The sequence below is a fragment of the Corynebacterium sp. HMSC08F01 genome, assembly GCF_001807545.1.
Classification (GTDB): Bacteria; Actinomycetota; Actinomycetes; order Mycobacteriales; family Mycobacteriaceae; genus Corynebacterium; species Corynebacterium coyleae.
The window spans coordinates 1-25,622 of the sequence record NZ_KV789284.1; the positions used below are offsets into that span (position 1 = coordinate 1).

Here is a 25,622-nt window from a genome sequence, read left to right on the forward strand (position 1 = left end):
CTGCTTACCCCCGCAAATTACCCCCGTTTTCCGAGCGCACACGCCATAACAGACCTCAAGACACGAAAACAGGGCGTTTCAACCCCACGAACACACCAGTCCACCACCCCAACGCTCATCGTCTAGCACCCTGAAACACCAGCTAGACGATCAGCCCCATAACGACAAACAACCCCAACACCACCAGGGCAAACACAGAGGCCGAAACGAGATCGTCTAGCAGCATCACAAGCCCAGCTAGACGATGAGAAAGGCCGCAACAACCAGCCCCCGAACTCCCCCTAAAACCCCCTAAAAGCGCCCTAGTGCCACGTGACCTCGGTGTAGGAGATAGTGGTGATGATGCGCTCGCGCAGCGGCTCAGGAGCCTTCGTTGGCTGGCAGCAATCCCGCACGATGGCGCGAACGGCACGTTCAGACTCGGCAATACTGCGGCACTCCGGGCATTGCGCGATCTCGGAGGTGATTTCCTCGCGGCGCTGTGGGGAAGTTTCTTCGTCGAAAAGTTCGCACAGCAGGCGGTATGTCGCTTCGCATCCGTGTCCCGTAGCCATTACTTCTCCTTCGCCGCAGTGTCGGTGTCCTGCATGTCCGCGTGGTCGAGGCCAATGCCTCGTTCCTTCGCCACGTCTTTCAACATGCCGCGCAGTTGTTTTCTTCCACGGTGCAGTCGGCTCATGACAGTGCCCATAGGGATGTCCAGCACATCGGCGATTTCCTTGTACGCCAGCCCTTCAACATCGGCGTAGTAGACCACCATGCGGTAGTCCTCGTTCAACGCGTTGAGCGCCTCGGAGATCCGCGAGTTCGGCATTGCCTTGAGCGCTTCAACCTCGGCGGATTCCAGTCCCGTCGAGTCGTGCGAGCTCGAGGAGTACAACTGGTAATCCGTCACTTCGTCCGCGGAGGTTTCCAGCGGCCGGCGCTGTTTCTTGCGGTACGAGTTGATGTAGGTGTTGGTCATGATCCGGTACAGCCACGCCTTGAGATTGGTACCGGGCGTGAAGCTGTCGAAGTTTTTGTACGCCTTGAGGTAGGTCTCTTGCACCAGGTCTTCGGCGTCTTGCGGGTTGCGGGTCATGCGCAGGGCTCCGCCGTAGAGTTGGTCGAGCAGCGGCATGGCTTCTTCGGCGAAGCGTGCCTTTGCTTCTTGATCAAGCTCGGTTTCGGGCATGCTCGCTATTGTAGGTCAGCGCTAAAATCGCCCCATGGCTGCTAAGACTCGCGCACTGAGCGCCCTTTCTCAAACCCCTCATGAGGTGCTCGAATACACCCCGAGCAAGGATCATTTCGGCGCACATTCTGCTGCTGAGTTGGGCCGTGACCCCCACACGGTGCTGAAGACTTTGGTGATCCATCACGAACGCGACATGGCGATCTGTTGCGTGCCCGTCGCCGGCCACCTTTCGCTCAAGGCGGCGGCGAAAGCGCTGGGTTGGAAGCGTGCGGAGATGACCGATCCTGCTCAGGCGCAGCGTGCGACCGGCTATGTCGTGGGCGGGATCTCCCCGCTGGGCACCACCAAGCGCATGCCTACGCTTATCGACGACTCCGTCGCCGACCTTGCAACCATCACGGTATCCGCCGGCCAGCGGGGCCTTTCTATTGCGCTGTCGCCTACCGACCTGGCGGAGCTGACCAACGCGAAGTTCGCGCCTATCGGGACTGAATAGCCCTGGACTAGCCCGAGATCAACTCCGCGTAGTCGTTGCGCACGTTGCCTACTTCCTTTGCGGCCTCGTTCCACTGCAACGTGTCGGCCACGCGCGAGGGGTGCACAAGTTCTAACGCTTCCTCTGGGGTGCCGTCGACCCACTGGCGGATTTCGTCGTCACGCAGAAAGAGCGGTAGGCGGTGGTGGAGCCAGGCCATGTTGTCGGTGGCGTCGGTGGTGATCATCGTGGTGGATAGCCGGTCCAGCCCGGTCTCCCACAGTGCCGCCGCGTACAGCAAGCCCTCTGCAGGGCGCACGTAGTAGGGCTGCTTGCCGGATTCGGTTTGCTTCCACTCGTAGTAGCCGTCGAGCACCATCAGCCCGCGCCGCGCCTTGAACGCGCTGCGGAACGAGGGCTTCTCCGCCACCGTCTCTCCGCGTGCGTTGAACAGAGGCATGCCGGTGTCGTCTTTCTTCCAGGTTGGGAGGAGACCCCAGCGGGCGGCGTCGATACGCGCAGTCTGCTCTGGGATCCGGATGAGTGGCACCTGGTTTGTCGGCGCGATGTTGTAGCGCGACGGCGGGGTGCCGTCGGGCGCTTCGACATGGTTGATGCCGGGCAGGGTGGCTACCTCGGAGAGGAGCTCGTCGCCAGTAGTGAAAAGAACGAATCGTCCGCACATGCGCTCCATTATTATGACGTTCATGACGAACATGTGGCCCGCACCGTTCCATCCGGCCCCGATCACCCACACGCAGCGGGTGCCGGGGTCAAAGTCCATGACTAACCGCGCCTACGTGCTGGCGGCACTTGCCGCTGGTCCGTCGACGATGACTGGGGCGCTGCGCTCGCGCGATACGGATCTTATGGAGGCCGCACTGGCGTCCATGGGCACCGGCTTCGAGCACGACCGCGACGTCATCCGTGTGACCCCGGGCGAGTTGCGCGGCGCGGAGGTTGATTGCGGTCTTGCTGGCACCGTGATGCGGTTTGTGCCGCCGGTTGCGGCGTTTGCGCAGGGGCCTGTGCTTTTCGACGGCGACCCCCACGCCCGCAACCGCCCCATCGCGGTTATCCTCGACGCCCTTCGCACCCTCGGCGTGTCCGTTGCGGGTGACGGGATGCCGTTTACCGTCCACGGCACCGGCAAGGCTGACGGCGGCCCGGTAGAGATCGACGCCTCCGGCTCCTCCCAGTTCGTATCAGGCCTGCTTCTGTCTGCGCCCCGGTTCGAGCGTGGCGTGTCCATCCGCCACACGGGTGGCATGTTGCCGTCGATGCCGCACATTGAGATGACGGTGGCCATGCTCGCAGAGGCTGGCGTGAAGGTCACCGCTACCCGTGACACCTGGGACGTTGCCCCGCAGCCGATCCGCGGCACCAACTGGGTGATCGAGCCCGACCTGTCCAACGCAGCACCCTTCCTCGCCGCCGCGGCCGTCACTGGTGGCGAGGTGCGCATCCCGAACTGGCCGCTGCGCACCACCCAGCCGGGTGCAGTGATCCGTACCGTCTTGGAGCGCATGGGCTGCGAGGTCGAACTCATCGCCGACGGCTCCACCCAGACCCTGCGCGTGCGCGGCCCGAAGCCTGGCACGCTAAAGGGCATTCGACTCGACATGAGCGATATCGGCGAGTTGGCCCCCACAGTCGCCGCCATCGCGGCGTGCGCCTCCACCCCGAGCGAGCTAACCGGCATTGCGCACCTGCGCGGCCACGAGACGGATCGCCTGGCGGCGCTGACCAACGAGATCAACAACGTCGGCGGCAACTGCGAGGAACTCGGCGACGGCCTGCGTATCACTCCGACCGAGATGCATGGCGGGACGTGGCGTTCCTACGACGATCACCGCATGGCCACCGCCGGCGCCATCATCGGTCTGGTTGTGGAGGGCGTCCAGGTGGAAAACATTGCAACCACCGCGAAGACGCTGCCTGGGTTTGAGGACATGTGGTTGGAGATGGTTTCCAAGTAATGCGCCGCAAGTTTTCCGATTACGACGAATCCGACGTCCGCGTCCGCCCCGGCAAGGGCTCACGGCCACGCTCGAAGAACCGCCCGTCGCACGATAATGCCAAGTTCGGTTTGGTCGTGGCTAAGGATCGTGGGCGTTGGGGCGTCGTGCTTGACGACGACGCCACGCGCCTGCAATGCACCCGCGCCCGGGACTTAAAGCGCACCTCGATCGAGGTCGGCGACCGTGTCGGCGTCGTCGGTGACACCTCCGGCGCGAAGGACACACTGGCGCGCATTGTGAAGCGCGAGGAACGTTCCTCTGTCCTGCGCCGCACGGCTGACGATACGGACCCGTACGAGCGCATCATCGTCGCCAACGCTGAGCTGTTGCTCATCGTGGTTGCCGCCGCCGATCCCCCACCGCGTACCGGGTTTGTGGAGCGCGCCTTAGTCGCCGCGTTTGTCGGCGGCGTGACCCCGGTGGTGTGCGTGACCAAGTCTGATTTGGCCGACCCTACCGATTTCGAGCGTGAACTCGCCGACCTTGGTGTGGAGGTGCTGCGCACCGGCGTCGACGACGACATCGCGGAACTGCTCACACACATCCGCGACCGCGTTTCTGCGCTGATCGGCCATTCCGGCGTGGGCAAATCCACCCTGGTCAACCGCATCGTCCCGGACGCGGACCGCGAAACTGGCGAGGTCTCCGGCGTGGGCAAGGGTCGCCACACCTCCACCCAGTCCGTGGCGCTGGAGGTACCCGGCGGTGGCTGGATTATCGACACCCCCGGTATCCGCTCCTTCGGCCTCGCACACGTCGCCCCGGAACAGATCGTGCAGGTCTTCCCCGATCTCGCCGAGGCCGCCGAAGGCTGCTCCCGCGGCTGCACCCACTTGGGTCCGCCTGCGGACCCGGAGTGTGCCTGGGACACGCTCGACGCCGAATCCCCTATCGGGCGCCGCGCGCTGGCTGTGCGCCACCTGCTGGAGGCTCTACACAGCAATAACGAGTGGGAGTTAAAGCAGCTCGAGGAGGAACGCTAACTCGTCTGGGTGATAGAACGCCATGTAGTTGTCTTGGGCGTCGCCGACGGTCAGCTCCGCGTCTTCGTCGCCAAGATCCGCGGCATCGACCACCTCGATGGCCTTCGCGGTGGCTTCTTCGGATTCCTTGATGTCCACGTGGATCGCCGCGACGTCCTCAAGATTCACCGGGCCGGACAGTTTCACCACAGACTCGCCCATATCGGGTGCTTCGGTCGCGTCCACGTCCACGGAGATGACCACTCGGCGGTGCGGGAAGCGCTCCTCGTCCCCAATGGCGAGCAAGCGTAGCGACGCCAACGCTGCGTCATCGAACGCCACATCTTCGATCTCTTCGAGATCGCCCGAGGTGAAGAATTCCTGCAACGCCTTCGTCGCAGAAAAACCCCACCCGCTGCGCGCATGCAACAGACCGTTGTCCTGCAGCGCTTGCAGCATGCCAAAGGTTGCCGGGATGTAGACGCGCACTAGAACTCGCCCTCAATGTCGAACAGGGACTGGATCTCTACCGCAGTGCGGTCCAGCGCGGTGTGCAGGATGCCAATGAGGTTGTATTCCACTGCGGCGCGGATGTTCATGATGTCATCGTCGATCATCACGCACTCGTTCATGTCCAGGCCGATCGCGTCGGCTGCCGCCTGGAACGCTGCACGCTCCGGTTTTTCCACACCGATCTCGCCGGAGAGCACAACCGCGTCGACAACGCCCTTGAACTCCCACTCGCGGATCGCATCCGCAATCTCGCCCTCAGCTGCCTCGTTGGACAGGATGGCCACGGAGACGTCCTTCTTCTTGGCTTCCTCGATGAGGGTCTTCCAGCGGCTCTGGTCTTCAGCGCCCGTGTCCAGCACACCTGCGTAGTCGATGATCAAACCCTGCACTTCGGCCTTCTTTCGTTAGCTTTCGTTAGCTGCGTATTTCGCGTACGTGATGCGTATTTTAGTGCGCACACTCTTTATTTCATTGCGCCAATCGTGAACAATGATACCTACCCCGCGCCGCGCCCACCCCCTCCCGTGACGGAGGATTCCCACATGCCCGCAACCAGGTACTACAGCGTTCCCGGCCACCAGCACATTCAACTCCTCGCACCTGAGCGCCGCACGCCCGCGCCGAAACCGGCGCCGTCGGTGCTCGAGCCGGACGTGGCGCTCAGCGCCACACCACAGACCAATCAACGCGTCGACCCTCTCGTGCGCCAGGCCATCAGTGCTGCGTTCGGAGGCTACGACCCGACTGTCATGACAGCCTCGCGGTTCAGTACGTCGGTGCGCACACACATCCGTGCGTATCGACGAGCCCAGCTCCAACTCCGCGCCCACACCCGCAACACCGCAGTCCTGCCCACCCAGCACGTCCGGGTGATCACCTGCCACTCTGGTGAGGCCGGCGAGTTCTACGGCACCGTGGAGAAAGGCGGGCGACGCCTCGCCTTTGCCGCGAAGATGGCGGACGGCAAACTGCAGTCGTTCAAAATACTGGAGCCGCCTGCGCGCAACACGTCGCAGACGGCTCCTCACGCCCTCACCAGGGCGTTGCCCTCAGTGTGAGACCGCACTGGCCCAAACAGTGGCCCCAAACAGTGGGTCAGCGGCGGTTTTAGACGGTGGCGGTGCCGCCGTCAGTCTCGCCCTCAGCAGCCTGGGCTGGCTGGGTCTCAAACTGCTTACGCATGGCAAACAGCTGACGCACGGTCTCTTCCTGGATCGCCTCGTTCATGGCGTTGAACATGTCGCCACCCTCCTTCTGGTACTCCACCAGCGGGTCGCGCTGCGCCATCGCACGCAGGCCAATACCTTCCTTGAGGTAGTCCATCTCGTAGAGGTGCTCGCGCCACTTCGTATCGATGATCGGCAGGATCACCATGCGCTCCAGGTTGCGCATCTGCTCTTCGCCGCCGATCGCAGAGATGTTCTCTTCGAGGTTGTCGTAGAGGGCGTTGGCGTCGTCGAGAAGCGCCTGGCGCAACTGTGCCGAGGTCAGCTCACCCGGACGACCGTACTCGTCACCATCGATGAGTTCCTGCGGCGTCACGGACGGGCCGTACAGGGACTCGAGTGCGTGCCAGAGTTCCTCGAGGTTCCAGTCCTCCACGTAGCCTTCCGCGGTCTCCGCATCGACGTACGCAGTGATGGTGGACTCGATCATGCGACGCACCTGGTCCTTGATGTCCTTCGACGCCAGGATCTCCTGACGCTCGCCGTAGACCACCTTGCGCTGCTCGTTGAGCACCTCGTCGTACTTGAGCACGTTCTTACGCATCTCAAAGTTCTGGTTCTCAACCTGCGACTGTGCGCCCTTGATGGCGTTGGACACCATCTTCGCCTCGATCGGCACATCGTCCGGAACGTTGAGGCGGTTCATCATGTTCTCCATGGTCTGACCCACGAAGCGAACCATCAACTCATCGCGCATGGACAGGTAGAAACGGGTCTCGCCCGGGTCACCCTGACGGCCGGAACGGCCACGGAGCTGGTTGTCGATACGACGCGACTCGTGACGCTCCGTACCAATCACGTACAGGCCGCCGGCCTCACGGACTTCGTCGCCAAGCTTCTTGGAACGTTCCTTCGCCTTCGGCAGTTGATCGTTCCACGCCTCCTGGTAGCGCTCCTCGTCCTCAAACGGGTCGAGGCCCTGCTCCTGCAACTTCGCATCCAAGAGAATTTCCGGGTTGCCACCCAGCACGATATCGGTACCGCGACCAGCCATGTTGGTGGAAACGGTCACCTTGCCCGGCAGACCAGCCTCAGCGATGATGCGGCCTTCTTCCTCGTGGTGCTTCGCGTTGAGCACGTTGTGGGCAACACCCTTGCGGGTCAGCAGCTGCGACAGGTACTCGGAACGCTCCACCGAGGTGGTACCGACCAGCACCGGCTGGCCCTTCTCCGCGTGCTCCGCAATGTCCTCCGCAACGGCCGCGAACTTTGCTTCCTGCGTCTTGTAGATCAGGTCGTCGCGGTCCACACGCTGGTTCGGACGGTTCGGCGGGATCTGCACAACGTCCATCTTGTAAATCTGGTGCAGCTCGGCCGCCTCAGTCTCAGCGGTACCAGTCATACCCGAGAGCTTGTCGTACAGGCGGAAGTAGTTCTGCAGGGTAACGGTGGCCAGCGTCTGGTTCTCGTTCTTGATCTCCACCTGCTCCTTGGCCTCAATGGCCTGGTGCATGCCCTCGTTGTAACGACGGCCAGCGAGCACACGGCCGGTGAAGCCGTCCACGATCATGACCTCACCCTGACGGATGATGTAGTCCTTATCGCGCTCGAAGAGCTCCTTGGCCTTGATCGCGTTGTTGAGGTAGCTCACCAACTGGGAGTGCTCAGGCGCGTACAGGTTGTCAATGCCCAACTGGTCCTCGACGTACTCCACGCCCTCCTCGGAAATACCGACGGTGCGCTTGCGGTGATCCACCTCGTAGTGGATGCCCTCACGCATACGCGGCGCAAGCTGTGCGAACACCGAGTAGAACTGGCTGGACCCATCGACCGGGCCGGAGATGATCAGTGGGGTACGGGCTTCGTCGATAAGGATCGAGTCAACCTCATCCACAATCGCAAAGTTGTGGCCACGCTGCACAATTTCGTTGACCGAACGCGTCATGTTGTCACGCAAGTAGTCAAAGCCCAACTCGTTGTTGGTGCCGTAGGTGATGTCAGCGTCGTACGCCTTCTTGCGCTCCGCCGGACGCATCTCCGACAGAATCACGCCCACCTCCAGGCCGAGGAAGTGGTGCACACGACCCATCATCTCGGCGTCACGCTTAGCCAGGTAGTCGTTCACGGTGACCACGTGCACGCCCTTGCCGGACAGCGCGTTGAGGTACGCCGGCAGCACCGACGTCAACGTCTTGCCTTCACCGGTCTTCATCTCAGCGACGTTGCCGAAGTGCAGTGCGGCACCACCCATGATCTGCACCTTGTAGTGCTTCTGTCCCAGCACGCGCCACGACGCCTCACGGGCAGTCGCGAACGCGTCGAGCAAAATGTCGTCGAGGCTCGCGCCGTCGGCGATGCGCTGCTTGAACTCGGCGGTCTTCGCCTTAAGTTCCTCATCGGTCAGCGCCGCGTATTCATCGTCCAGGGCCATGACCTGGTCAGCGATCTTCGCCAGGCGCTTGACGGTACGCCCCTCACCGGCGCGGAGCAGCTTCGACAGTCCAAACACGTGAGAAAATCCTTTACTACTGGAGTAGGCAGGGCCAAGGTGTAACAACCCGCCATTGTACGCACGCCCACGTTGCAGAGAACAACCCGGCGTTGCTAATCGACGACAAAACCCGCCCGGCCCCTTTCACAGGACCGTGCGGGTAACAGCGCAAGCGCTACTTCTCGCCTGCTTCGGCTTCCGCCTCATCAGCCAGTTCGATCAAACCGTAATCAAACGCGTGACGGCGGTAGACCACAGCCGGACGGTTCGTCTCCTCGTTGATGAAGAGGTAGAAATCGTGTCCAACCAGCTCCATCTCGCTGAGCGCATCATCCACGCTACGTGGAGCGTTGGAGTGCACCTTGGTACGAACGACCTGACCCGGGGTCAGATCCTCAACCTGATCCTCGTACGGGTCAACATCGTACGGACCCTGCGCAGCAGCCTCGCGAGCCTGCGCTGCCTTCTGCTCAGCCTCAAGCTCAGCGGCCAGCTTGCCGGCGCCCTTCGGTGCACGGTGGCCAGACATCGGAGTGGTGCGACGAGCCTTGACCTTGCGCAGCGAACGCTCCAGCTTTGCCACTGCGGCATCCAAGGCGTTGTAGAAGGTGTCTTCCTTCGCCTCAGCGCGTGCGAGGTGGCCCGAGCCAGTTGCGGTGATCTGGATGCGTTCCGCTTCCTGTTCACGACGCGGATTCGGCTCATGCTTGAGCTCAACGTGGAAGGAATTCAGAGTCGGATCGAGCTTCGCAATCTTTGCCAACTTGCCGCTTACGCGTTCCTGGAAGTGCTCCGGAACCTCAACGTTGCGGCCGGTGATGGTCAACACCACATCGGGTCCGAGACCCTCCCCCTGTGCGCCACCCTGTACGGCATTCTGGTCTGCAGAAGTCATGTGCTTCCTCCCTGTGGGTAGTAGGAACTGTGTCCATCACCACTATACAACTGGTTATGACCAATACACGGGGGTTCTCAAAATGTTCGCTATGAGCTTACTGAGAGCTACGCTGCCAAGTGCTGAGCAGCGGATGCTTAGCTGCGGGTGCTCTGCTTCACGTTTGCACCGAGACCTTCAGCGATGGTCTGGCAGGTGCCCTCATCAGTGTTATCGCAGCGGCCAACCCAGTTCTCGCCGACAATGACTTCCTTTGCGTACGGGAACTGCTCCTCCATGAGGTAGCGCGCATAATCCTCAGGCGTGCCGTCGAGCTTGAATTTGATCTGGCCCTTTTCCTTCTGCATGCACACGCCCTCTTCCTGCTTCAACTCCTGCCAGTTGGTGCAGTCGAAGTCCGTGCCGGCGAGGGCGTCACGGATTTCGGAGACCTCCTGAACACGGGCCTCATGAAGTGGGGTGATCTCTGCAGTCGAGCAACCGACCAACGCGAGAACCGGGGCACACACGAGTGGAAGAAGACGCAATTTCATTCCTGTGACCCTACTGGACACCTGCAAAAACACATATTTGGCCTGCGGTTACGCTGCGCACACGGTCACGCACGCACTCACGTCAACCCCGTGGGCGAGCAGCACTGACACACTGGCCTGGAGGGTTGCGCCGGTGGTTACGACGTCGTCGATAAGAACCACGGGACCTGCAGGGATGGCGGAAAGCCGTACTGCTCCGGACAGGTTTGCGCGGCGCGAAGACTCGTCAAGGTTCGACTGATCGGCAGCGCTGGCGTCGAGTAGCAACGCGGGTGTGACACTGCGCCGGGTGGCGCGGCAGATAGCTTCCACGGGGTCGCCGCCGCGGGCGCGTGCCGAGGACACCTTCGTCGGTGCGGGAACCAGCACCGCGCCGACTGCGATATCGCCGCGCGCCTCCAAGTAGTCCAGCCCGGCGTTGAGTACCGCACCGACGTGGCGACGCACGGCAAGGTGGTTACGTTCCTTCATTGCCAACACCACCCCACGGTGCGCACCCGCATAGGCACCTAGTGCGAACACCGGCACCATCGGTGTGGTGTTGGGAAACACGCGCTGCGGCGGGTGCGCCAACTCCATCCGGCAGGTGGCGCACAACAGCGGCCCCGGCACGCCGCATCCGGCGCACTTGCGCGGTAGCAGCAACTCCCCGATATCCCCCAGCATCCCTGACTCCCCTACCGCGCGATGATCGGTAGCGCGCGCATACCTTCCAGACCTGGCACCTCACGCCAGATGGGGTTATCCGCACCTGAGGCCGGCACTTGCAATACAGCATTGACGTCAGTGACGTAGAGCATGCTTGGCGACGCCGCCACTGCCACCACCGGAGCCGAAATATTGCCCGCCGACAACGCGGTCATAGACGAGCCGTCCTGCTCCACACGCAGCACTGGCGACGGGGCGGAGGTACCGACGATGAGCGATCCATCCGCACGCCACTCGGCAGATACGACACTGCCACCGAGCTCCTGGGCGTACTCGAGCACATTGACAATAGAGCGTTCGCCGGAAGCGCCACGCTGGACAATGCCCGTGTAGAGCTTTCCGTCGATCACCATGACCACGCGGGTGCCGCTGCGCGACAGGCGCAGCACAGAAATGTTGCCGTCAACGCCTTCTGGCAGGTCGACGTGCACCTCGCCGGTGGACAATTCGCCACTGGCTGCGGATTGGACTGTGCGCAGGATCCGCTTGCCGTCTGCAACCGACCACACCGCCGCCGCGTTCGCTTCGAAGCTCGGGCGTGTGAATGTACGCGCCCGCATAACCTCTTCCTCGCGGGCACCGAATTTGCCCACGCGAAGCACATCGTCCTTGTCATCGTCTGGTTTACCGAAGACAGCCGCCCATTGGCCACCCTTGGCCAGGTCGGCTGAAGTGATCTGGCCAGAGCTGCCGAGGCTGCCGTCGACGGCCTGGGTGGTGCGGCCGTCGACACGCAAAATGCGCCCATCGACGAGCGCGTAGAGCGTGCTTTCACCAGCAGTTTCCACCAGTGGGCTCTCGTCCGCAAAGTCGTCGGTACCGAGTTCGTCAGCGCCTTCGATGAGGGGGCTGCCGTCGGCTTCCAAACGATACGGACCTGTGATGCCGGCGGTGGCAAGGGTCCACACCACTTGGGCAGCAAACTGCGTGCGGCGTGCGGCGTCGACTTCGCTGAAACCAGTAAAGGTAAACGCGCCGTCTTTGAACCCCGTATAGGCCACTTTCGACGGCAACGCATTGGGCAACGCTGGACGCAGACGCTCCGCAGGCCCCTCCATAAGCAACCCGATTAAGTCACCCGCCAGGGCCTCGCGACGCGAGTGAACCCAACGGCGGTCGGTGACCAACTCACGGTCGTCGGCATCAAAGAAGTACAGGTTATACGGCTGATACTGGTTACGCAGCTCAGTTCGCTCCATGACCACACCCGCGGGTAGCGACGAAATACGCCACTGCCCATCGATCATGTCCAGCTCGATTTCTGCCTCGTATTTGCCGCGCTCCGGAGCAAACGATCCCCCAGTGCGCACCGCACCAACCACATTGCCGTGAACCGCAAAGCGACGCTTCCCTGCCGAGGCCCCCGGCAGCGTAGTCACGCCGAAGCTGTCCACGATCAGCTTCTGCCCGCTTGGATCCCACGCCTGGGCAGCGCTCTCCGTCAGGTAAGCACGCGCCATTTCGTAGTCGCTGTCCGGAATCGCCGATGCTGCGTAGAACCCACGCAGCAGCAAGTCTGGCTCCTCATCCTCCGCGGGACCAGCATCCGGCGTCGGAGACTCCGCCGGCGTAAACGGACGCAGCACGTGAGGTGCCGAGTTGGTTGGCAGCGTTGCGCACCCCGACAGCAGGGACATCGCAGTCAACGTGGCCACGGCCGACAGCGCCAACGATGCAGCTTTATTCGTCCTCATCGGTGTTCCTCCTGGACTTCAGGCTGCGGATCCGGTGCTACTGCACCAGCAGCTCCGCCGGCAGCGCCGGTACCGGCCCCGCTATCGGTGGAGAATTCCACTCCCCTGCTGGCGTCAGCTTCGGCATCTCCTGCTTCCTTGGCGGCAACAGGCGCCCTTTGGATCTCGGCAGCATTCTGTCCCGGCGCGACCAAGTCCAACGGGGCGACGTTGATTTTCGCCCCGACTTCTCTCGGCAACACCAGGCGGAATTGGGAACCCACGCCGTGCGTGCCAGCGGCGTCGAGGATGCCGCCGTGCAATAGCGCATCCTCGCGCGCAATAGCCAGGCCCAGGCCGGTGCCGCCCGAGTGGCGCTTGCGGGACTTGTCCGCGCGCCAGAAGCGGTTGAACACTAACTCGTCTTGGCCTTCCTTCAGCCCAACACCGCGGTCGGTGACGGTGATTGCCACGGCCTCGTCGTTGGAACGCATCACAACCTTCACCGGGTTGCCCTCCGAGTGGTCGATGGCGTTGGCCACCAGGTTGCGCACGATGCGCTCGATACGCCGTGGGTCACCCTCGATCGTCTGTGGTTCCTCCGGGATGTCAAAGTCGACTTCCACATCCAACTCGTCGGCAAGGTGCTGGGTTTGCTGCCATGCAGACTCCACCGGCCCGCGAGCATCCATGCTGGTGGTGGAGAGTTCGGCCACGCCGGCGTCGTGACGCGAAATTTCCAGCAAATCATTGAGCAGCGCCTCGAAGCGGTCGAGTTCCTTGATCATCAACTGGGAAGCGCGCTTGGTCGACGGTTCGAGCGAATCCTCGTTCGCCGCGATCATGTCTGCGGCCATACGCACCGTAGTCAGCGGCGTGCGCAACTCGTGGGAGACATCGGAGGTGAACTGGCGCTGAAGGTCACCGTATTCCTCCAGGTTGTTGATCTGCTTAGACAGCGTGTCCGCCATGTTGTTGAAGGACATGGCCAGCACTGCCATTTCGTCTTCGCCATCGACCGGCATGCGCTCGCGCAGATGGCCAGACGCGAAACGCTGAGCAGTTCTCGACGCCGAGCGCACCGGCGCCACAATCTGCTGCGACGCAAGCCACGCAATGCCCATCAAAAGCACCACGACGATCACCGCAGCGATAGCCAAAATGCCACGCATCAGTGCAACGGTGGTGGTTTCGCTCTCCATATTCATGACCAGGTAGAGCTGCAGATTCGGGATATCCGCATTCGTTGGTGTACCGACGATTAACGCGTCATACAACGTCGCATCCGGCCGTTCCACAGTGGCGAATTGGTAGGCCACATTTCCGTCGTTGACGAACTGCGCTAAGCGCTCTGGGATCTGGTACGACTCCGGCGACGAGGTCACCACCCCGCCACCGCTTTCCGCCACCAAGACCGGCTCGTAAAAGCTCGACGTGTCCGAGTGTTCCTGTGCGCGCTGGGTCAAACCTGCACGGGCTGAGTTCAAGCGCGCCTGCAGCGAGGCGGAACTGCCGCTGTTGTCCAGCTGGTATTCGACGGTGGCGCGTGCGCGCTCGATCTCCACACTCGCGGTTTCCAGCTTCGCCTCGGTGATGCGGCTAGTGACCACCGACGCCAGCACAAACCCAAGCACGGACATCACGATTGCGGACACGATAAGTACCGTGCCCACGAACCTCACCTGCAACGAGGTCGACCATGCGTGCGCTACGCGTTCGCGTGCGCGTTTGAGCGCATTCAGCGACTACACCCCCGGCTTGCCGGTCTTATAGCCCACACCACGCACGGTGAGGATGATCTCCGGGTTCTCCGGGTCGTGCTCAATCTTGGAGCGCAGACGCTGGACATGCACGTTAACCAGGCGCGTATCCGAAGCGTTGCGGTAGCCCCACACGGACTCCAGCAGCTCCTCGCGGGTGTGCACCTGATTCGGCTTCTGCGCCATTTCCAGCAAAAGGTCAAACTCGAGCGGGGTCAGCTGAATTTCCTGGCCGCCGCGAGTCACGGTGTGCTGCGGAACGTCAATGGTCAGATCGCCAACCTCGTAGATTTCCGCCGGCTCGTCGTCAGTACGACGCAGACGCGCGCGGATTCGGGCGACCAGTTCCTTCGGCTTGAAGGGTTTGGTGATGTAGTCGTCCGCACCAGACTCCAGTCCAAGCACCACATCCACCGTGTCGGTCTTCGCTGTCAGCATGACAATCGGCACGGCGGACTGCTTGCGGATCTCGCGGCAAATATCAATGCCGTTGACGCCTGGCAGCATCAGGTCGAGCAGGATCAGATCCGGATCAAAGCTGCGCCACGCGCCAACGGCCTCAGCGCCATCGGTGACGGAACTCGTCTCAAACCCCTCGGCCTCAAGCACGATGGTGAGCATCTCGTTGATCGCCGGGTCATCGTCCACGACCAGGATCTTGTGGGCCACATGTACTCCTTTGTCAGGGCTTTTATGGGGGTTGAAATGACGAGGCTTATGCCAGGTCGCGTATTGCCTGAATGATAACCGCAGGATCCGAACCGCGTACCCACGGCCCACCCCACGACATTTCCGCCAGCCGTCCGTACATCGCATACGTTGCGGCCTGCAGGCCACCATCGCGTTCGTAGCGATCGCGCGCACGCGTTGCGTCCTGCGTCTCGCGCTTCGCTGCGCGTTCCCGCGCAAGCTCAGGGCTCGTATCGACGAGCACCTGCAAGTCCGGCCTCGGCAACCCCAAACGCCCAAACTCCAGGTCTTCCACCCAGCGCAAGGCGGCATCGTCACCGGTGCGCGCAGTGGTGTACGCGGCGTTAGAGGCCACGTAGCGGTCCAGGATGAGGACGCGGGACGGATCGTCGACGTACTCGTCGAGAAGCGCCTTCGCCCCATGACGGTCAAGTGCGAACAGTGTCGCCATCGCAAACGCGGAATCCGTCACATCCCCCATGCGCCCGTGCAGCGCGTCTTGTGCGAGCTGGGCGTGAATGGAGTCCTCGTAACGCGGAAACGCAAGCGTGTCGGCGTTGAGTTCCTTCTTGATCGCGGTGACAAGCGTGTTCTTGCCCGCGCCATCGATACCTTCAAACGCAATAATCATGGCCGCAAACCGTTAGGCCAGCGCCTCGAGGAACTGCTCAAGGTCCGCCTCGGTCTCCACTGCTTCCAATACCGCAGCAGCAGCCTCGACGAGCTTCTCGTCGATCTCGTCCGGGCGCAGACGGATGAACGGGTACGCCTCTGCCACATCACCGGCAGAAAAAGGTGCACCCGACCAAATTGCAGCGATCGTCGCCGCAGCCTGGCCGTTGAGGATCTCATCTTCGCTTGCGGAATCCCCATTTGCGGCGAGGAGCACGGCGTCACGCACTGCTTCCACAATCTCGTCGGTATCCAGGTCAGAGATCTCGTCGAGGAAATCTGCATTGGTGTCAATGGTGAAAATCTGCTCGTCCCAGGTCGTCACTGTGACGCTCCTTCCGTCTGTATCGAGTGCTGCAAACACGGTATCTATTACGTCTTTATATACGGCACTTGCACCTTATGGGGGTACACCTTCGCCGTACGACGTGCTATAAACATTCCTACACCACCATACTGTTACCAATTCGTGATGTAAGGGCTGCGCGCCGACCGTGGAAGGAGCGGGGACGTGAAACCGACCAACCGCCGTACCGCTGCTCTTTTTGCTGCAGGCTTCGGGCTTGCTGGCCTGACCGGTTGGACCGTATGGGCGTCATCGTCCACCGCACCTTCGGACCACGCAGGCTTTTCCGCCGAGGCCGCAGACACCACCAGCGCGCACTCGACAACCTCAAGCACGTCGAGTTCCCGCACAGCGACCGACTCGTCGACAACAGAAACCTCTGCAGATGGGCGCACTACTGGAAACGATGCACCGGTAGACCAGGACTACAGCGCACAACACGGCATGCAGGGTGGCACGCACCACGTCAACCCGAACTATGCGGCGCAGAACGATCCATACCTGCCACCGCACGCAGTGGTGGGCCAGGCGGATCCGGCGCAGCCGACCAAGGTGTACCGCCCGACCAACATCGTTGTGCCGCCACCGGCCCAGTCGGCCCAGTCGGCCCAGTCGGCCCAGCAGGCACCGCAATCACAGCGATCGGGGCCGCAGTCGGCCTCACAGTCAACCCGCCCGTCTGGAACAACGAGCGAAGAACGGCCGAACCGCCCCGAGACAACGCCTGAGTCCCCGTCGGAGTCCAGGCCGCAGCCAACGCCTGAGGCGTCGCACCCGTCCACACCGGACACGCCTGGCACGTCTGCACAAACGCCGACTGAGACCGACTCGGCAGGCACCTCCGGGGTCCCCACGGCACCATCCGAGCCCGAGCGCGGCCCCGACACATCTGCGGACAACGAGCCGAAGATCAAGGACGGCAAACCCGCACCCGGCTCCTCCCCCGCCGAGCCAACCTCGCGTGAGAACGATCGCGATGAGCACCCCGAAAACAACAAGGCGATTCCTGCAGACCAGCTGGAGGCTCAACTGCAGTCGCAGGCATCTGCGCCCACAACTGCCCGGGCGCGTGTGCCGGGCAAGGAGGACGTGGCCGGATACCCCCAGCCGGATGATGGCTTTAGCCCCCCGCGAGGCGCTTGACCAGATCGCGCGAAGCGTTACACGGTAGCCACAAACACCTGGGTGGGTTCCCCATCCGTTGCAGGCCGCAGGGTCACCGCACCATCGCTTGCGGGAATCCACACAGCCTCCCCAGCGGCGATTGACATTGTCCCGTCCGTGGCGGTGCCCGCGGTGCAGAGTGCGATTGCGGGGCCATCTTCGTCGATACGCAACTCGCCCTGATCAAGCTCGTGCATGCTCACGGTGAAACTCTCCACCGGCAGCACGAATCGCTTCCCACCAGCCACCTCCTCGGTGTCTGCGCGCGGCGATTCCAACGAAGAAAAGTCGAGTACACGCACGAGCTCTGGCACATCTACGTGCTTGGTGGTCAGGCCACCGCGCAGAACGTTGTCGGAGTTTTCCATGACCTCCACGCCGAGACCGCTGAGGTAGGCATGCAGTTGACCTGCGCCGAGGAACGCCGCCTCACCCGGCTTGAGGGTGACAATGTTGAGCAGCAGAGCCGCAAACGCACCAGCGTCGCCCGGGTAACGCTGCGCTAGTTCAAGGAATACCTCGGCTGCTTCCACAACCCACGCAGGGTGGGCTGCGGTGCCTCCATCGGCAATCGTGCGGGCACTATGTCCGACGGCGTCGAGCACCTCCGTCAGCGCGGGCTTGGGTAACGACACCAGGGTAGTAAACAACACCCGCATGTCTCCTGCACCGCCGGCCGCTGGCAGTAGTGCTGCGTAACGGTCCCAGGCTGGGGAGGAAAACGCCTCGAACAACTCGGTCATCTGCGCCACAGGGCGGAACCCCGCCATCGCACGGAACGTAGTCAACGCGACGATAAGTTCCGGCTTCGGGTTCGAGTCCTTGTAGTTGCGCTGCGGGCTGTTGAGGCTGATGCCCTCAGCGTTTTCCCGTTCGAAGCCAGCAACGGCCTGCTCGCGCGACGGGTGCGCTTGGATACTCAGCGGGGAATCCGCCGCGAGCAACTTCACCAAAAACGGCAGTTGCTCGCCATAATCGGCAATCACGCGGTCGCCCAATGCTGCCTGGGGGTCCTCGGCGATGATCTCGTCGAGGCCACGTCCGTCAATGGTCGCTGGGGCGGCAGGGTGGGCACCAAACCACAGTTCGGCCTCGGGCTTCTCGCTCGGCGAGGGCGTCCCCCTCAGCTGTGCGAGCAGCGTCCGCGACCCCCATGGGTAGGGTCGCAGTACCCCATCCAATCGCTCCATGTGGCCTCCTTTGGTTCTGCGTGAGCGCAAACGTCCAAAATAGCAGTCCCACGCTCCCCGTTCGAGTTACAAGAATTCGGTGCCTAGGAACGAATCAGGCCAAGAATCTCGTTGACCAGCGCGTCGACCTCTTCCTGGGTCGGCGCTTCCGCATTAAGACGCAGCAGCGGCTCCGTGTTGGATGCACGCACGTTGAACCACGCCTTGGAGTCCTTCAACTGCACAGTCACACCATCGAGGGTGTCTACCGATTCCGCACGATCCGCGAACGCATCCACCACACGCTTCGTCGCCGCTTCCTGGTCGGCAACTTCCGAGTTGATCTCGCCAGATGCGACGTAGCGCTCGTACTGCGCCATCAGTTCACTCAGCGGCTTGTCCTGCTCTGCCAGCGCCGCCAAAACGTGGAGCGCAGCGACCAAGCCAGAGTCCGCGTTGAAGAACTCAGCAAAGTAGTAGTGCGCGGAGTGCTCACCGCCGAATAGCGCGTTGTGCTCGGCCATCTTGGCCTTAATGTAAGAGTGGCCCACACGGGTGCGTACGGCGGTGCCACCACATTCGTCGATCATCTCCGGCACTGCACGCGAGGTAATCAGGTTGTGGATGATCGTCGCACCGGGGTTCTCCGCAAGGGTGCGCGTGGCAATCAGCGCAGTGATGGCGGAGGGCGAGACGGCCTCGCCCCGCTCGTCGACAACAAAGCAACGATCCGCATCCCCATCAAACGCCAACCCGATGTCCGCACCCTGCTCAACAGTAAACTTCTGCAGGTCAACCAAATTCTTCGGGTCGAGCGGGTTCGCCTCATGGTTCGGGAAAGTTCCGTCTAACTCGAAGTACAGCGGGCGAATATCCATATCCCCCAACGCCGCCGGAACCGTCAGCCCAGCCATGCCGTTTGCGGCATCCACTGCCACGACCAACTTGCGCCGCGTAGGCACCGGCACCAGATCACGCACATACTTCGCGTATGCCTCGAGCGCATTTTGCTTCTCGACGACACCACGTTCACCCTCAAACTCCGGCACGCCCTCAAGAATCATGCGGCCGATTTCCGACAAACCGGTATCTGTAGACACCGGGGTCGCGCCCGCGCGGCAGAGTTTGATGCCGTTGTACTGAGCCGGATTGTGCGAGGCGGTAAACATCGCACCAGCGCAACGCTGGGAGCCGGCAACGAAGTAGAGCTCGTCAGTCGACGTCAGCCCCAAGTCGGTGACATTAAGCCCCTGGGAGGCAGCTCCCTCGGCGAACGCCGCGGCCAGCGCCGGCGACGACGGACGCATGTCGTGGCCGACCGCGATACGGGTCTCACCCTCCTCGCGCAGAATGTGGGCAAACGCAGCGCCGGCGGTGCGGACAAAGTCCTCGTCGATGTGCTCGCCGACAACGCCTCGAACGTCGTAGGCCTTAATAACGCTGCTCAGAGTCTCACGTGTGTGCTGGATAGCCATGCAGGCCATCTTAGTGCGCCCCGCGACACGACCCCTCCCCGGCTGCTGTGGTTTCGCTATTCCTGCTCAGCCGAAGGATCCGGCACGATGCGCAAATGCGAACGGCGCGCCGCCTTATGCGCAGCAATCTGCTCTTCCACCCGCTTCGTGCGATGCACCGGGTGGTTCGAGGTATCCGGGTCGTTGAAGTCGTGCGAGGCCTCGTACTCGATTGGGTCCTGCGAAGAATCGACCAAACCAGTGGTCAGTCGACCCGCCTCACGCACGGCCTCGGCCAAGGCGGTGATGTCGGAGGCTTCCGGATCGTCATCCTCATCGCCTTCTAACTCGACGTGCTCTACACGGACCATTTCCCAACCAACGGGCGCGGTGATGTGGGCGGAATGGCGCTCACACAAGTCCCACGCATGCGGATCTGCTACCGGGGCGAGCGGACCGATCACTGCCGTCGAGTCCGCGTACGCGTAAATCAGCGTGGCCACAGCGGGCCTGCCGCAACCCGGGCGACAACAACGACGGAAGACATTCACGGCGGACAGTCTAAACCCCTTCTTGAGGTTTTTGTACTGCGGTGCGGCGCGCCCCCTCCACACCTGCCTGTTTCCACCTTAGGATTGCCGTCATGCAAACCCCTTCCAGGCCCGGCGTCGGCCCCTCGCACGTCCGCGCCGCCCGCGACCGCCACGGGCGAGGTGCCCGTGGCCCGCTCCTGCCCGTTGGGGTGCCCCGCTATCGCTCACGCAACGACGCATTCGACGCACTTGTCATGGAGGCCTACGCCCCGCTCCACAACGCGTACTTTGAGCAGCTGGCAAGCGTGGATCTGGCGGTGGACACGATTCCACGCATGCGCCTGCACGCAGATATGACGATCTTGCCGGACGAGATCATCGCCGACGGCCCGGTCCCTCTCGGGCGGGTGCTCCAGGCAGGCGTGGATCAGCACGGTAACCCCACCCGCGCGCGCTTTGTCGTGTTTCGCATGCCGATAGAACACCGCGCGGTGACCACCCAGGAGCGTGCAGAGTTGCTCACGTGGGTGCTCACCGCGCTGGTAGCAAACTATTTAAATTTGGATCCACGCACTGTGAATCCCGATTTTCCCTGGTAGATCCACCCTGTAGATCTTGGGAGTTGTTAGCCGATCTGCTTCTTCAGACGGCGACGCTCACGATCGGACAGCCCACCCCAAATACCGAAGCGCTCATCGTGCTCGAGTGCGTACTCGAGGCACTCATCGCGCACTGCGCATGCCTTGCAGATTCGTTTGGCCTCACGAGTTGAGCCGCCTTTTTCAGGAAAGAAGGCCTCGGGGTCAGTCTGCGCACACAGCGCCTGGTCCTGCCACTCCTGCTCGACAGCGCCAAACAACTCGTCGAGGGTCATCCCTCCCGCAGCAGCGCCGCGGAGGATGGCGTCCGCTTGATTTTCCACGCCATTACCTTCCCTGTTGCTTAGTTGATCTTTTCGGTGGTCGTTCGAAGAGTGATGCACCCGCTGGTTGCGGATGCGGAAATAACACTTCTGTGATTACACACCGAGGCACTAAATAGTCGCAACCAAAATGTGAACCGAGCGCGCCTTTTTCAGACATTCCCCACGTCAACTTTCACACCAGTCACAACTGTCACAGCATAGCTGCAATGGGGGTGGACTTCGGGGGTACTACATGTAGTGTCGGGACTAAAAAGCGCGACTATTTGGCCGTGTTGGCGTGTCGGTTACGCGTCTGGGGAGAAACGCACTCCCGAATCTGGGATCACAACACCCGGCCACACACGCATGCCACCCTGCAGCTCGCAGCGCGCACCGATCTGGGCACCTTCACCGATCACGCAATCAACCAAGCGCGCATTCGCTCCAATCGTGGCTCCGGCAGCAATGATGGAATTGCGCACCATTGCGCCAGGCTCGATGGTGACGCCGTCGAAGATCACGGAGTCGTCGATACGCGAGCCCGCCCCAATCTCACAGCCACGGCCAACCGTTGTGCCGCCCATCAGAATCACGCCATGCGCAACACCGGCAGACGGATCCACCACAGATTCGCCCGTACGCCCTTTCAATAGTGGCGAGTACGCAATGCCGCGGACCACATCCGAGGAGCCCTGGACGAAATCGTCCGGGCGGCCCATGTCGCGCCAGTACGACGAATCCACATGGCCGACGACCTTCGCGCCCTGCTCAAGCAGGCCCGGGAAGGTTTCGCGCTCTACGGAAACCACACGCCCTGCCGGGATCTGCTCGATCACCGAACGCTTAAACACGTAGCAACCGGCGTTGATCTGGTCGGTCGGCGGATCCTCGGTCTTTTCCAAAAAGGCCAGCACGTTGCCGTCCTCATCCGTCGGCACCGAGCCGAACGCGCGCGGATCCGGCACCCGCACCAGGTGCAGTGTGACATCCGCATCTTTATCCACGTGCGTGTGCGCAATCGCCGACAGGTCCGCGCCAGAAAGCACATCACCGTTGAAGACCATCACGTTGTCGTAGCGGAGCTTCTCGTAGACGTTGCGGATGCCACCGCCGGTGCCAAGCGCTTCTTCCTCCACGACGTATTCGATCTCTAGACCGAACTCGGAGCCGTCGCCGAAGTACTCCTCAAACACCTCTGCCTTATAGGACGTCCCCAACACCACGTGACGCATGCCAGCCTCACGGATGCGGGCAAGCAGATGTGCCAAGAACGGGAAACCTGCCGTCGGCAACATCGGCTTGGGTGTAGAGACAGTCAGCGGACGAAGGCGTGTGCCACGCCCGCCGACGAGAATCACCGCATCCATTTCTGTGATTTCTGCAATTTCAGCAGACTCGGTGATTTCGGTGGAGGCTGTCTGAGCCATTGCTAGATCCTTCATCTTGTTGTCAGTTCACTTCCCCACGGCCGGTGCCAGCCCTGCGTGCCGGTTTCGCCCTACCCAACTGCAGCGCACCCCTCACTCGGAGGCCGAGCCACAACGCCCAGCGGATGGGAGCTTGCCACGCATGCGGATGGCGGTCGCGCTGGAACCGATACGCCGAGGCGTGGTGCGCAGGCACCGTAACTCCCCTGTGTCGGTCCGCAACATGGCCCTGATCGTGCAAGATCACGGAACTCGGGCAGTACAAATTGTCCCAGCCTGCACGGGTAAGACGGTCACCGAAGTCGATGTCTTCCAGGTACATGAAGTAGCGCTCGTCGAACCCGCCGATCTGGTCGAACGCATCCCACCGCACAAGGAGGCACGCGCCGGACAGCCAGCCTGCGGTGCGTTGCATCTCCATATTCGCCCCGGCTTGGTACGCGCGGGAAAACGGGTTGGACGGCCAGTAGTCGTACAGCAGCGCGTGCCCGATCCCCATGGCCAGGCTGGGCACCTCGCGCGCGCTGGGGTATGCGGAGCCGTCGGCCTCTTCAATCCTGGGCCCGGCAGCTCCAGCCTTCGGCGCGTCGTCGGCGCAGTGGATCAACTCGTCGATGCTCCCCGGGGTGAACTCCACGTCGGGGTTCACAATAAGGAAGTAGTCGCCGCGCACCGCACCTGCTTTTCGACGATCCCCCAACTGCCGAGCAGCCGCATTAATCGCGGCTCCATAACCGATGTTTCCACCAGTGGGGAAAAACTCCACGTGCTCGTGCTCGCGTGCGGCCTGCTGCGGCACGCCGTCCTTGGAGCCGTTGTCGGCGCAAAGCAGCACAACGGGGCGCGTCGTCGCCTTCTCCAAGGAGGCGATGAGCTGCGCCAAGTGCTCCCCAGGCGAATACGTCACGGTGATCACCGCGAGTGGCGCCTGATGAGCGTCAGGATGATGCTCTGTGTCTTTCACAATGTTGGACAGCATACCCACCATGACCTCCAATTCCGGCGCACGGCACAGGGCGAGCCGGGGAATGTCGTATAATTCCCGGCGTGACTGAGCCCAGGCGGCAAGCCCGCGATATCAAACCTGCCCCGTCCCGGGTGCGGGATGTTTCGCAATCTGGCCACCCCGCACTGCGAACCACGCTTGCCATCGTCTCCGCCGCCGCGATCGCCCTGTCGGGCGTCGGGTATTTCGCCGTTGGGCGGCTTGGCGGGCAGTTGAGCGCGTCGGACTTAAAGGTGTCGTCGCAAAGCAAAGGCAAAGACGGCAACGCCCTGGACGGCGCAATGGACATCCTGCTGGTGGGCTCCGATTCGCGCACGGACGCGCAGGGCAACCCCTTAAGTGAGCAGGAACTTTCCCGTCTGAACGCCGGTATCGCGGACGGTGAGATCAACACCGACACCATCATGGTTATCCGCATCCCGGAGGACGGCTCACGCGCGACCGCAGTGTCCATCCCACGCGATACCTATGTGCATACGGACGACTACGGCAACCTGAAAATCAATGGCGTCTACGGCGCACACGCTGCCGCAAAACGCGAAGAACTGATCGAATCCGGCATGAGCGAAGGCCCGGCGCTCGAACAGCAGGTTGCTCGCGCAGGACAAGAGGGACTGATCGACGCCGTAGCGGACCTCACCGGTGTCGAAGTCGACCACTTCGCCCAGGTCGGTCTCCTTGGCTTCGTGCTGCTCACCGACGCTGTCGGCGGCGTCAAAGTGTGCCTGAATAATCCCGTGGACGAGCCACTCTCCGGCGCGAAGTTCCCCGCCGGCGAGCAGACCCTCGACGGTGCGCAAGCCCTGTCGTTTGTGCGCCAACGCCACGACCTGCCGCGCGGCGACCTAGACCGCATCGTGCGCCAGCAGGCCTACATGGCTTCGCTCGTACAGTCGATGCTTTCCGCAGGCACCCTGACCAACCCGGCGAAACTGCGCGAACTGTCTAACGCAGCGGAACGCTCCGTGACACTGGATAAGGGTTGGGACATTGTGGGCTTGGCCCAGCAACTTTCCGGCCTGGCTGGTGGCAACGTCACCTTCACCACCATCCCTGTGACCTCCGTCAATGGTGTCGGTGACTATGGCGAGTCCATCGTCACCGTGGATCTACCGCAGGTGCAGAAGTTCATGGCAGAAGCGATTAAGCCTGAGGAGGACAACACGGACGGCGCTGAGGGTTCTGACGGTTCGGACTCCGCCACCAGCGCCCCACGCGAGACGTTCAACGGCTACGAAGCAGTCGTGCTCAACGCCGGCAGCGTCCCCGGACAGGCTGGGCGTGTTGCTGAGATACTCAACGGCGACGGCCTGACGGTGACAAGCGTGTCCAACGCCATGGAAGGCCTCTACACAGCTACCCAAGTGCTTGCCGCAGACGAGAACAACCCGGCCGCCCAGGAGCTGGCCCAGCTGCTCGGCGGAGTGCCCGTCGTGGCCAACGCCAGCGTGGAGCCGAACACGGTCATTGCCGTCATCGCGGACGACTACAACGGGCCCGGCGCGATGGATGCTGACGAGGCGGAACAGGTCGCTCCTGTGGGCACGCCAGGTGAGGATTTCGGTGCCAACGAGCCTGCCCCTGAGCTCTCAGCTGGCGAGGACAGCCCGCGCTGCGTGAATTAATATCCCCCAATCGCCTGAAATTCGAATCGGCGACAGGTAAAACCTCTTTGCATGAACATTGCAAAGAATCATTCTGTCCACCACGCCGCCCAGGGCTTCACTTCGGTAGCACCTCAGGAGGCCACATCAGGCACGGTTCCCGACCCGGGACCGGACGATGGGACCGAACGAGATCAGACACCAAGAGGAGCCGTAGACCGGCTCCTCTCTTTTATTGAGCGGGTAGGTAACAAACTTCCGGAGCCGTTCACGCTCTTC

The 25,622-nt window shown here is 62.3% G+C and carries 28 protein-coding genes; 8 read left to right on the forward strand and 20 right to left on the reverse strand.

Annotation, left to right across the window (positions count from 1 at the left end; translation table 11 throughout):
* Positions 1-302: 302 nt before the first annotated feature.
* Complete coding sequence (locus tag HMPREF3171_RS01295) at positions 303-554, reverse strand: hypothetical protein (protein WP_070422864.1); 252 nt, start codon at positions 552-554, stop codon at positions 303-305.
* Positions 554-1,174: a sigma-70 family RNA polymerase sigma factor gene (locus HMPREF3171_RS01300; RefSeq protein ID WP_070422863.1), complete on the reverse strand. Its 621-nt coding sequence runs from the start codon at positions 1,172-1,174 to the stop codon at positions 554-556. The genes HMPREF3171_RS01295 and HMPREF3171_RS01300 overlap by 1 nt, the downstream gene beginning before the upstream one ends.
* A gap of 34 nt (positions 1,175-1,208) precedes the next feature.
* On the opposite strand from HMPREF3171_RS01300, the gene ybaK reads away from it, so the two are divergent.
* Entirely contained in the window at positions 1,209-1,673 is a 465-nt protein-coding gene (ybaK, locus tag HMPREF3171_RS01305; protein ID WP_070482344.1) for a Cys-tRNA(Pro) deacylase, read from the forward strand.
* A 7-nt stretch (positions 1,674-1,680) separates the two neighbouring features.
* Here the strand turns inward: ybaK and HMPREF3171_RS01310 are convergent, their stop codons facing one another.
* A complete protein-coding gene (locus tag HMPREF3171_RS01310; protein ID WP_070482346.1) occupies positions 1,681-2,337 on the reverse strand; it encodes an SOS response-associated peptidase in 657 nt (218 codons plus the stop codon).
* Between the two features lie 13 nt (positions 2,338-2,350).
* Here HMPREF3171_RS01310 and aroA point away from each other — a divergent pair, with 13 nt between their 5' ends.
* Complete coding sequence (gene aroA, locus HMPREF3171_RS01315; protein ID WP_141743313.1) at positions 2,351-3,631, forward strand: 3-phosphoshikimate 1-carboxyvinyltransferase; 1,281 nt, start codon at positions 2,351-2,353, stop codon at positions 3,629-3,631.
* Positions 3,631-4,656, forward strand: coding sequence for a ribosome small subunit-dependent GTPase A (gene rsgA, locus HMPREF3171_RS01320; protein ID WP_070482350.1), 1,026 nt, complete (start codon positions 3,631-3,633; stop codon positions 4,654-4,656). The genes aroA and rsgA overlap by 1 nt, the downstream gene beginning before the upstream one ends.
* Here the strand turns inward: rsgA and HMPREF3171_RS01325 are convergent.
* Positions 4,630-5,124 carry a DUF6912 family protein gene (locus tag HMPREF3171_RS01325; RefSeq protein WP_180950030.1) on the reverse strand — a complete coding sequence of 165 codons (495 nt, stop codon included), beginning with the start codon at positions 5,122-5,124 and terminating at the stop codon, positions 4,630-4,632. The genes rsgA and HMPREF3171_RS01325 overlap by 27 nt on opposite strands.
* Complete coding sequence (locus HMPREF3171_RS01330) at positions 5,124-5,537, reverse strand: HAD-IA family hydrolase (RefSeq protein ID WP_070422860.1); 414 nt, start codon at positions 5,535-5,537, stop codon at positions 5,124-5,126. The genes HMPREF3171_RS01325 and HMPREF3171_RS01330 overlap by 1 nt, the downstream gene beginning before the upstream one ends.
* A gap of 153 nt (positions 5,538-5,690) precedes the next feature.
* Here HMPREF3171_RS01330 and HMPREF3171_RS01335 point away from each other — a divergent pair, with 153 nt between their 5' ends.
* Positions 5,691-6,206, forward strand: coding sequence for a hypothetical protein (locus tag HMPREF3171_RS01335; protein ID WP_070422859.1), 516 nt, complete (start codon positions 5,691-5,693; stop codon positions 6,204-6,206).
* 49 nt (positions 6,207-6,255) lie between these two features.
* On the opposite strand, the gene secA is transcribed toward HMPREF3171_RS01335, so the two are convergent.
* The 9 genes from secA to HMPREF3171_RS01380 form a co-directional block, all read right to left on the reverse strand.
* Positions 6,256-8,823, reverse strand: coding sequence for a preprotein translocase subunit SecA (gene secA, locus HMPREF3171_RS01340; RefSeq protein WP_070422858.1), 2,568 nt, complete (start codon positions 8,821-8,823; stop codon positions 6,256-6,258).
* Positions 8,824-8,980: 157 nt separating this feature from the next.
* Positions 8,981-9,700 carry a ribosome hibernation-promoting factor, HPF/YfiA family gene (hpf, locus tag HMPREF3171_RS01345; protein WP_070482351.1) on the reverse strand — a complete coding sequence of 240 codons (720 nt, stop codon included), beginning with the start codon at positions 9,698-9,700 and terminating at the stop codon, positions 8,981-8,983.
* Positions 9,701-9,837: 137 nt separating this feature from the next.
* Positions 9,838-10,233 (reverse strand): hypothetical protein, encoded by a 396-nt coding sequence (locus tag HMPREF3171_RS01350; protein WP_070449560.1) that lies wholly within the window; start codon positions 10,231-10,233, stop codon positions 9,838-9,840.
* A gap of 48 nt (positions 10,234-10,281) precedes the next feature.
* Positions 10,282-10,899: a ComF family protein gene (locus tag HMPREF3171_RS01355; protein ID WP_070482353.1), complete on the reverse strand. Its 618-nt coding sequence runs from the start codon at positions 10,897-10,899 to the stop codon at positions 10,282-10,284.
* 11 nt (positions 10,900-10,910) lie between these two features.
* The gene (lpqB, locus tag HMPREF3171_RS01360) at positions 10,911-12,635 is read right to left on the reverse strand and encodes an MtrAB system accessory lipoprotein LpqB (protein WP_070482355.1); all 1,725 of its coding nucleotides are present in this window, start codon (positions 12,633-12,635) and stop codon (positions 10,911-10,913) included.
* Positions 12,632-14,287 carry an MtrAB system histidine kinase MtrB gene (mtrB, locus tag HMPREF3171_RS01365; RefSeq protein ID WP_371327132.1) on the reverse strand — a complete coding sequence of 552 codons (1,656 nt, stop codon included), beginning with the start codon at positions 14,285-14,287 and terminating at the stop codon, positions 12,632-12,634. The genes lpqB and mtrB overlap by 4 nt, the downstream gene beginning before the upstream one ends.
* Before the next feature lie 72 nt (positions 14,288-14,359).
* The gene (gene mtrA, locus HMPREF3171_RS01370; protein WP_083279481.1) at positions 14,360-15,043 is read right to left on the reverse strand and encodes an MtrAB system response regulator MtrA; all 684 of its coding nucleotides are present in this window, start codon (positions 15,041-15,043) and stop codon (positions 14,360-14,362) included.
* A gap of 46 nt (positions 15,044-15,089) precedes the next feature.
* Positions 15,090-15,695, reverse strand: a complete 606-nt coding sequence (locus HMPREF3171_RS01375; RefSeq protein WP_070422854.1) for a dTMP kinase — start codon at positions 15,693-15,695, stop codon at positions 15,090-15,092.
* A gap of 12 nt (positions 15,696-15,707) precedes the next feature.
* A complete protein-coding gene (locus tag HMPREF3171_RS01380; RefSeq protein ID WP_070422853.1) occupies positions 15,708-16,061 on the reverse strand; it encodes a DUF4259 domain-containing protein in 354 nt (117 codons plus the stop codon).
* A gap of 186 nt (positions 16,062-16,247) precedes the next feature.
* On the opposite strand from HMPREF3171_RS01380, the gene HMPREF3171_RS11770 reads away from it, so the two are divergent.
* Positions 16,248-17,225 (forward strand): hypothetical protein, encoded by a 978-nt coding sequence (locus HMPREF3171_RS11770; RefSeq protein WP_070482357.1) that lies wholly within the window; start codon positions 16,248-16,250, stop codon positions 17,223-17,225.
* Positions 17,226-17,242: 17 nt separating this feature from the next.
* Here the strand turns inward: HMPREF3171_RS11770 and manA are convergent, their stop codons facing one another.
* The 3 genes from manA to HMPREF3171_RS01400 form a co-directional block, all read right to left on the reverse strand.
* A complete protein-coding gene (manA, locus tag HMPREF3171_RS01390; RefSeq protein WP_070482359.1) occupies positions 17,243-18,436 on the reverse strand; it encodes a mannose-6-phosphate isomerase, class I in 1,194 nt (397 codons plus the stop codon).
* An 83-nt stretch (positions 18,437-18,519) separates the two neighbouring features.
* Entirely contained in the window at positions 18,520-19,890 is a 1,371-nt protein-coding gene (locus tag HMPREF3171_RS01395; RefSeq protein ID WP_070482361.1) for a phosphomannomutase/phosphoglucomutase, read from the reverse strand.
* Between the two features lie 56 nt (positions 19,891-19,946).
* On the reverse strand, positions 19,947-20,420 hold the full coding sequence (locus HMPREF3171_RS01400; RefSeq protein ID WP_083279486.1) for a DUF3499 domain-containing protein: 474 nt from the start codon (positions 20,418-20,420) through the stop codon (positions 19,947-19,949).
* Between the two features lie 92 nt (positions 20,421-20,512).
* Here HMPREF3171_RS01400 and HMPREF3171_RS01405 point away from each other — a divergent pair, with 92 nt between their 5' ends.
* Positions 20,513-21,001, forward strand: a complete 489-nt coding sequence (locus HMPREF3171_RS01405) for a metallopeptidase family protein (RefSeq protein WP_070422848.1) — start codon at positions 20,513-20,515, stop codon at positions 20,999-21,001.
* Between the two features lie 26 nt (positions 21,002-21,027).
* Here HMPREF3171_RS01405 and HMPREF3171_RS01410 read toward each other — a convergent pair whose 3' ends face one another.
* The 3 genes from HMPREF3171_RS01410 to HMPREF3171_RS01420 all read right to left on the reverse strand — a co-directional run bounded on the left by HMPREF3171_RS01410 (position 21,028) and on the right by HMPREF3171_RS01420 (position 23,712).
* Positions 21,028-21,276 (reverse strand): WhiB family transcriptional regulator, encoded by a 249-nt coding sequence (locus tag HMPREF3171_RS01410; RefSeq protein ID WP_171194374.1) that lies wholly within the window; start codon positions 21,274-21,276, stop codon positions 21,028-21,030.
* Positions 21,277-21,611: 335 nt separating this feature from the next.
* Positions 21,612-22,673: a mannose-1-phosphate guanylyltransferase gene (locus tag HMPREF3171_RS01415; protein ID WP_070422892.1), complete on the reverse strand. Its 1,062-nt coding sequence runs from the start codon at positions 22,671-22,673 to the stop codon at positions 21,612-21,614.
* 82 nt (positions 22,674-22,755) lie between these two features.
* Positions 22,756-23,712, reverse strand: coding sequence for a glycosyltransferase family 2 protein (locus tag HMPREF3171_RS01420; RefSeq protein ID WP_070482530.1), 957 nt, complete (start codon positions 23,710-23,712; stop codon positions 22,756-22,758).
* A 68-nt stretch (positions 23,713-23,780) separates the two neighbouring features.
* Here HMPREF3171_RS01420 and HMPREF3171_RS01425 point away from each other — a divergent pair, with 68 nt between their 5' ends.
* Positions 23,781-25,364 carry an LCP family protein gene (locus HMPREF3171_RS01425; RefSeq protein ID WP_083291900.1) on the forward strand — a complete coding sequence of 528 codons (1,584 nt, stop codon included), beginning with the start codon at positions 23,781-23,783 and terminating at the stop codon, positions 25,362-25,364.
* A 51-nt stretch (positions 25,365-25,415) separates the two neighbouring features.
* A partial coding sequence (locus tag HMPREF3171_RS12235) for a hypothetical protein (RefSeq protein WP_246815291.1) occupies positions 25,416-25,622 on the forward strand: 207 nt, incomplete at its 3' end.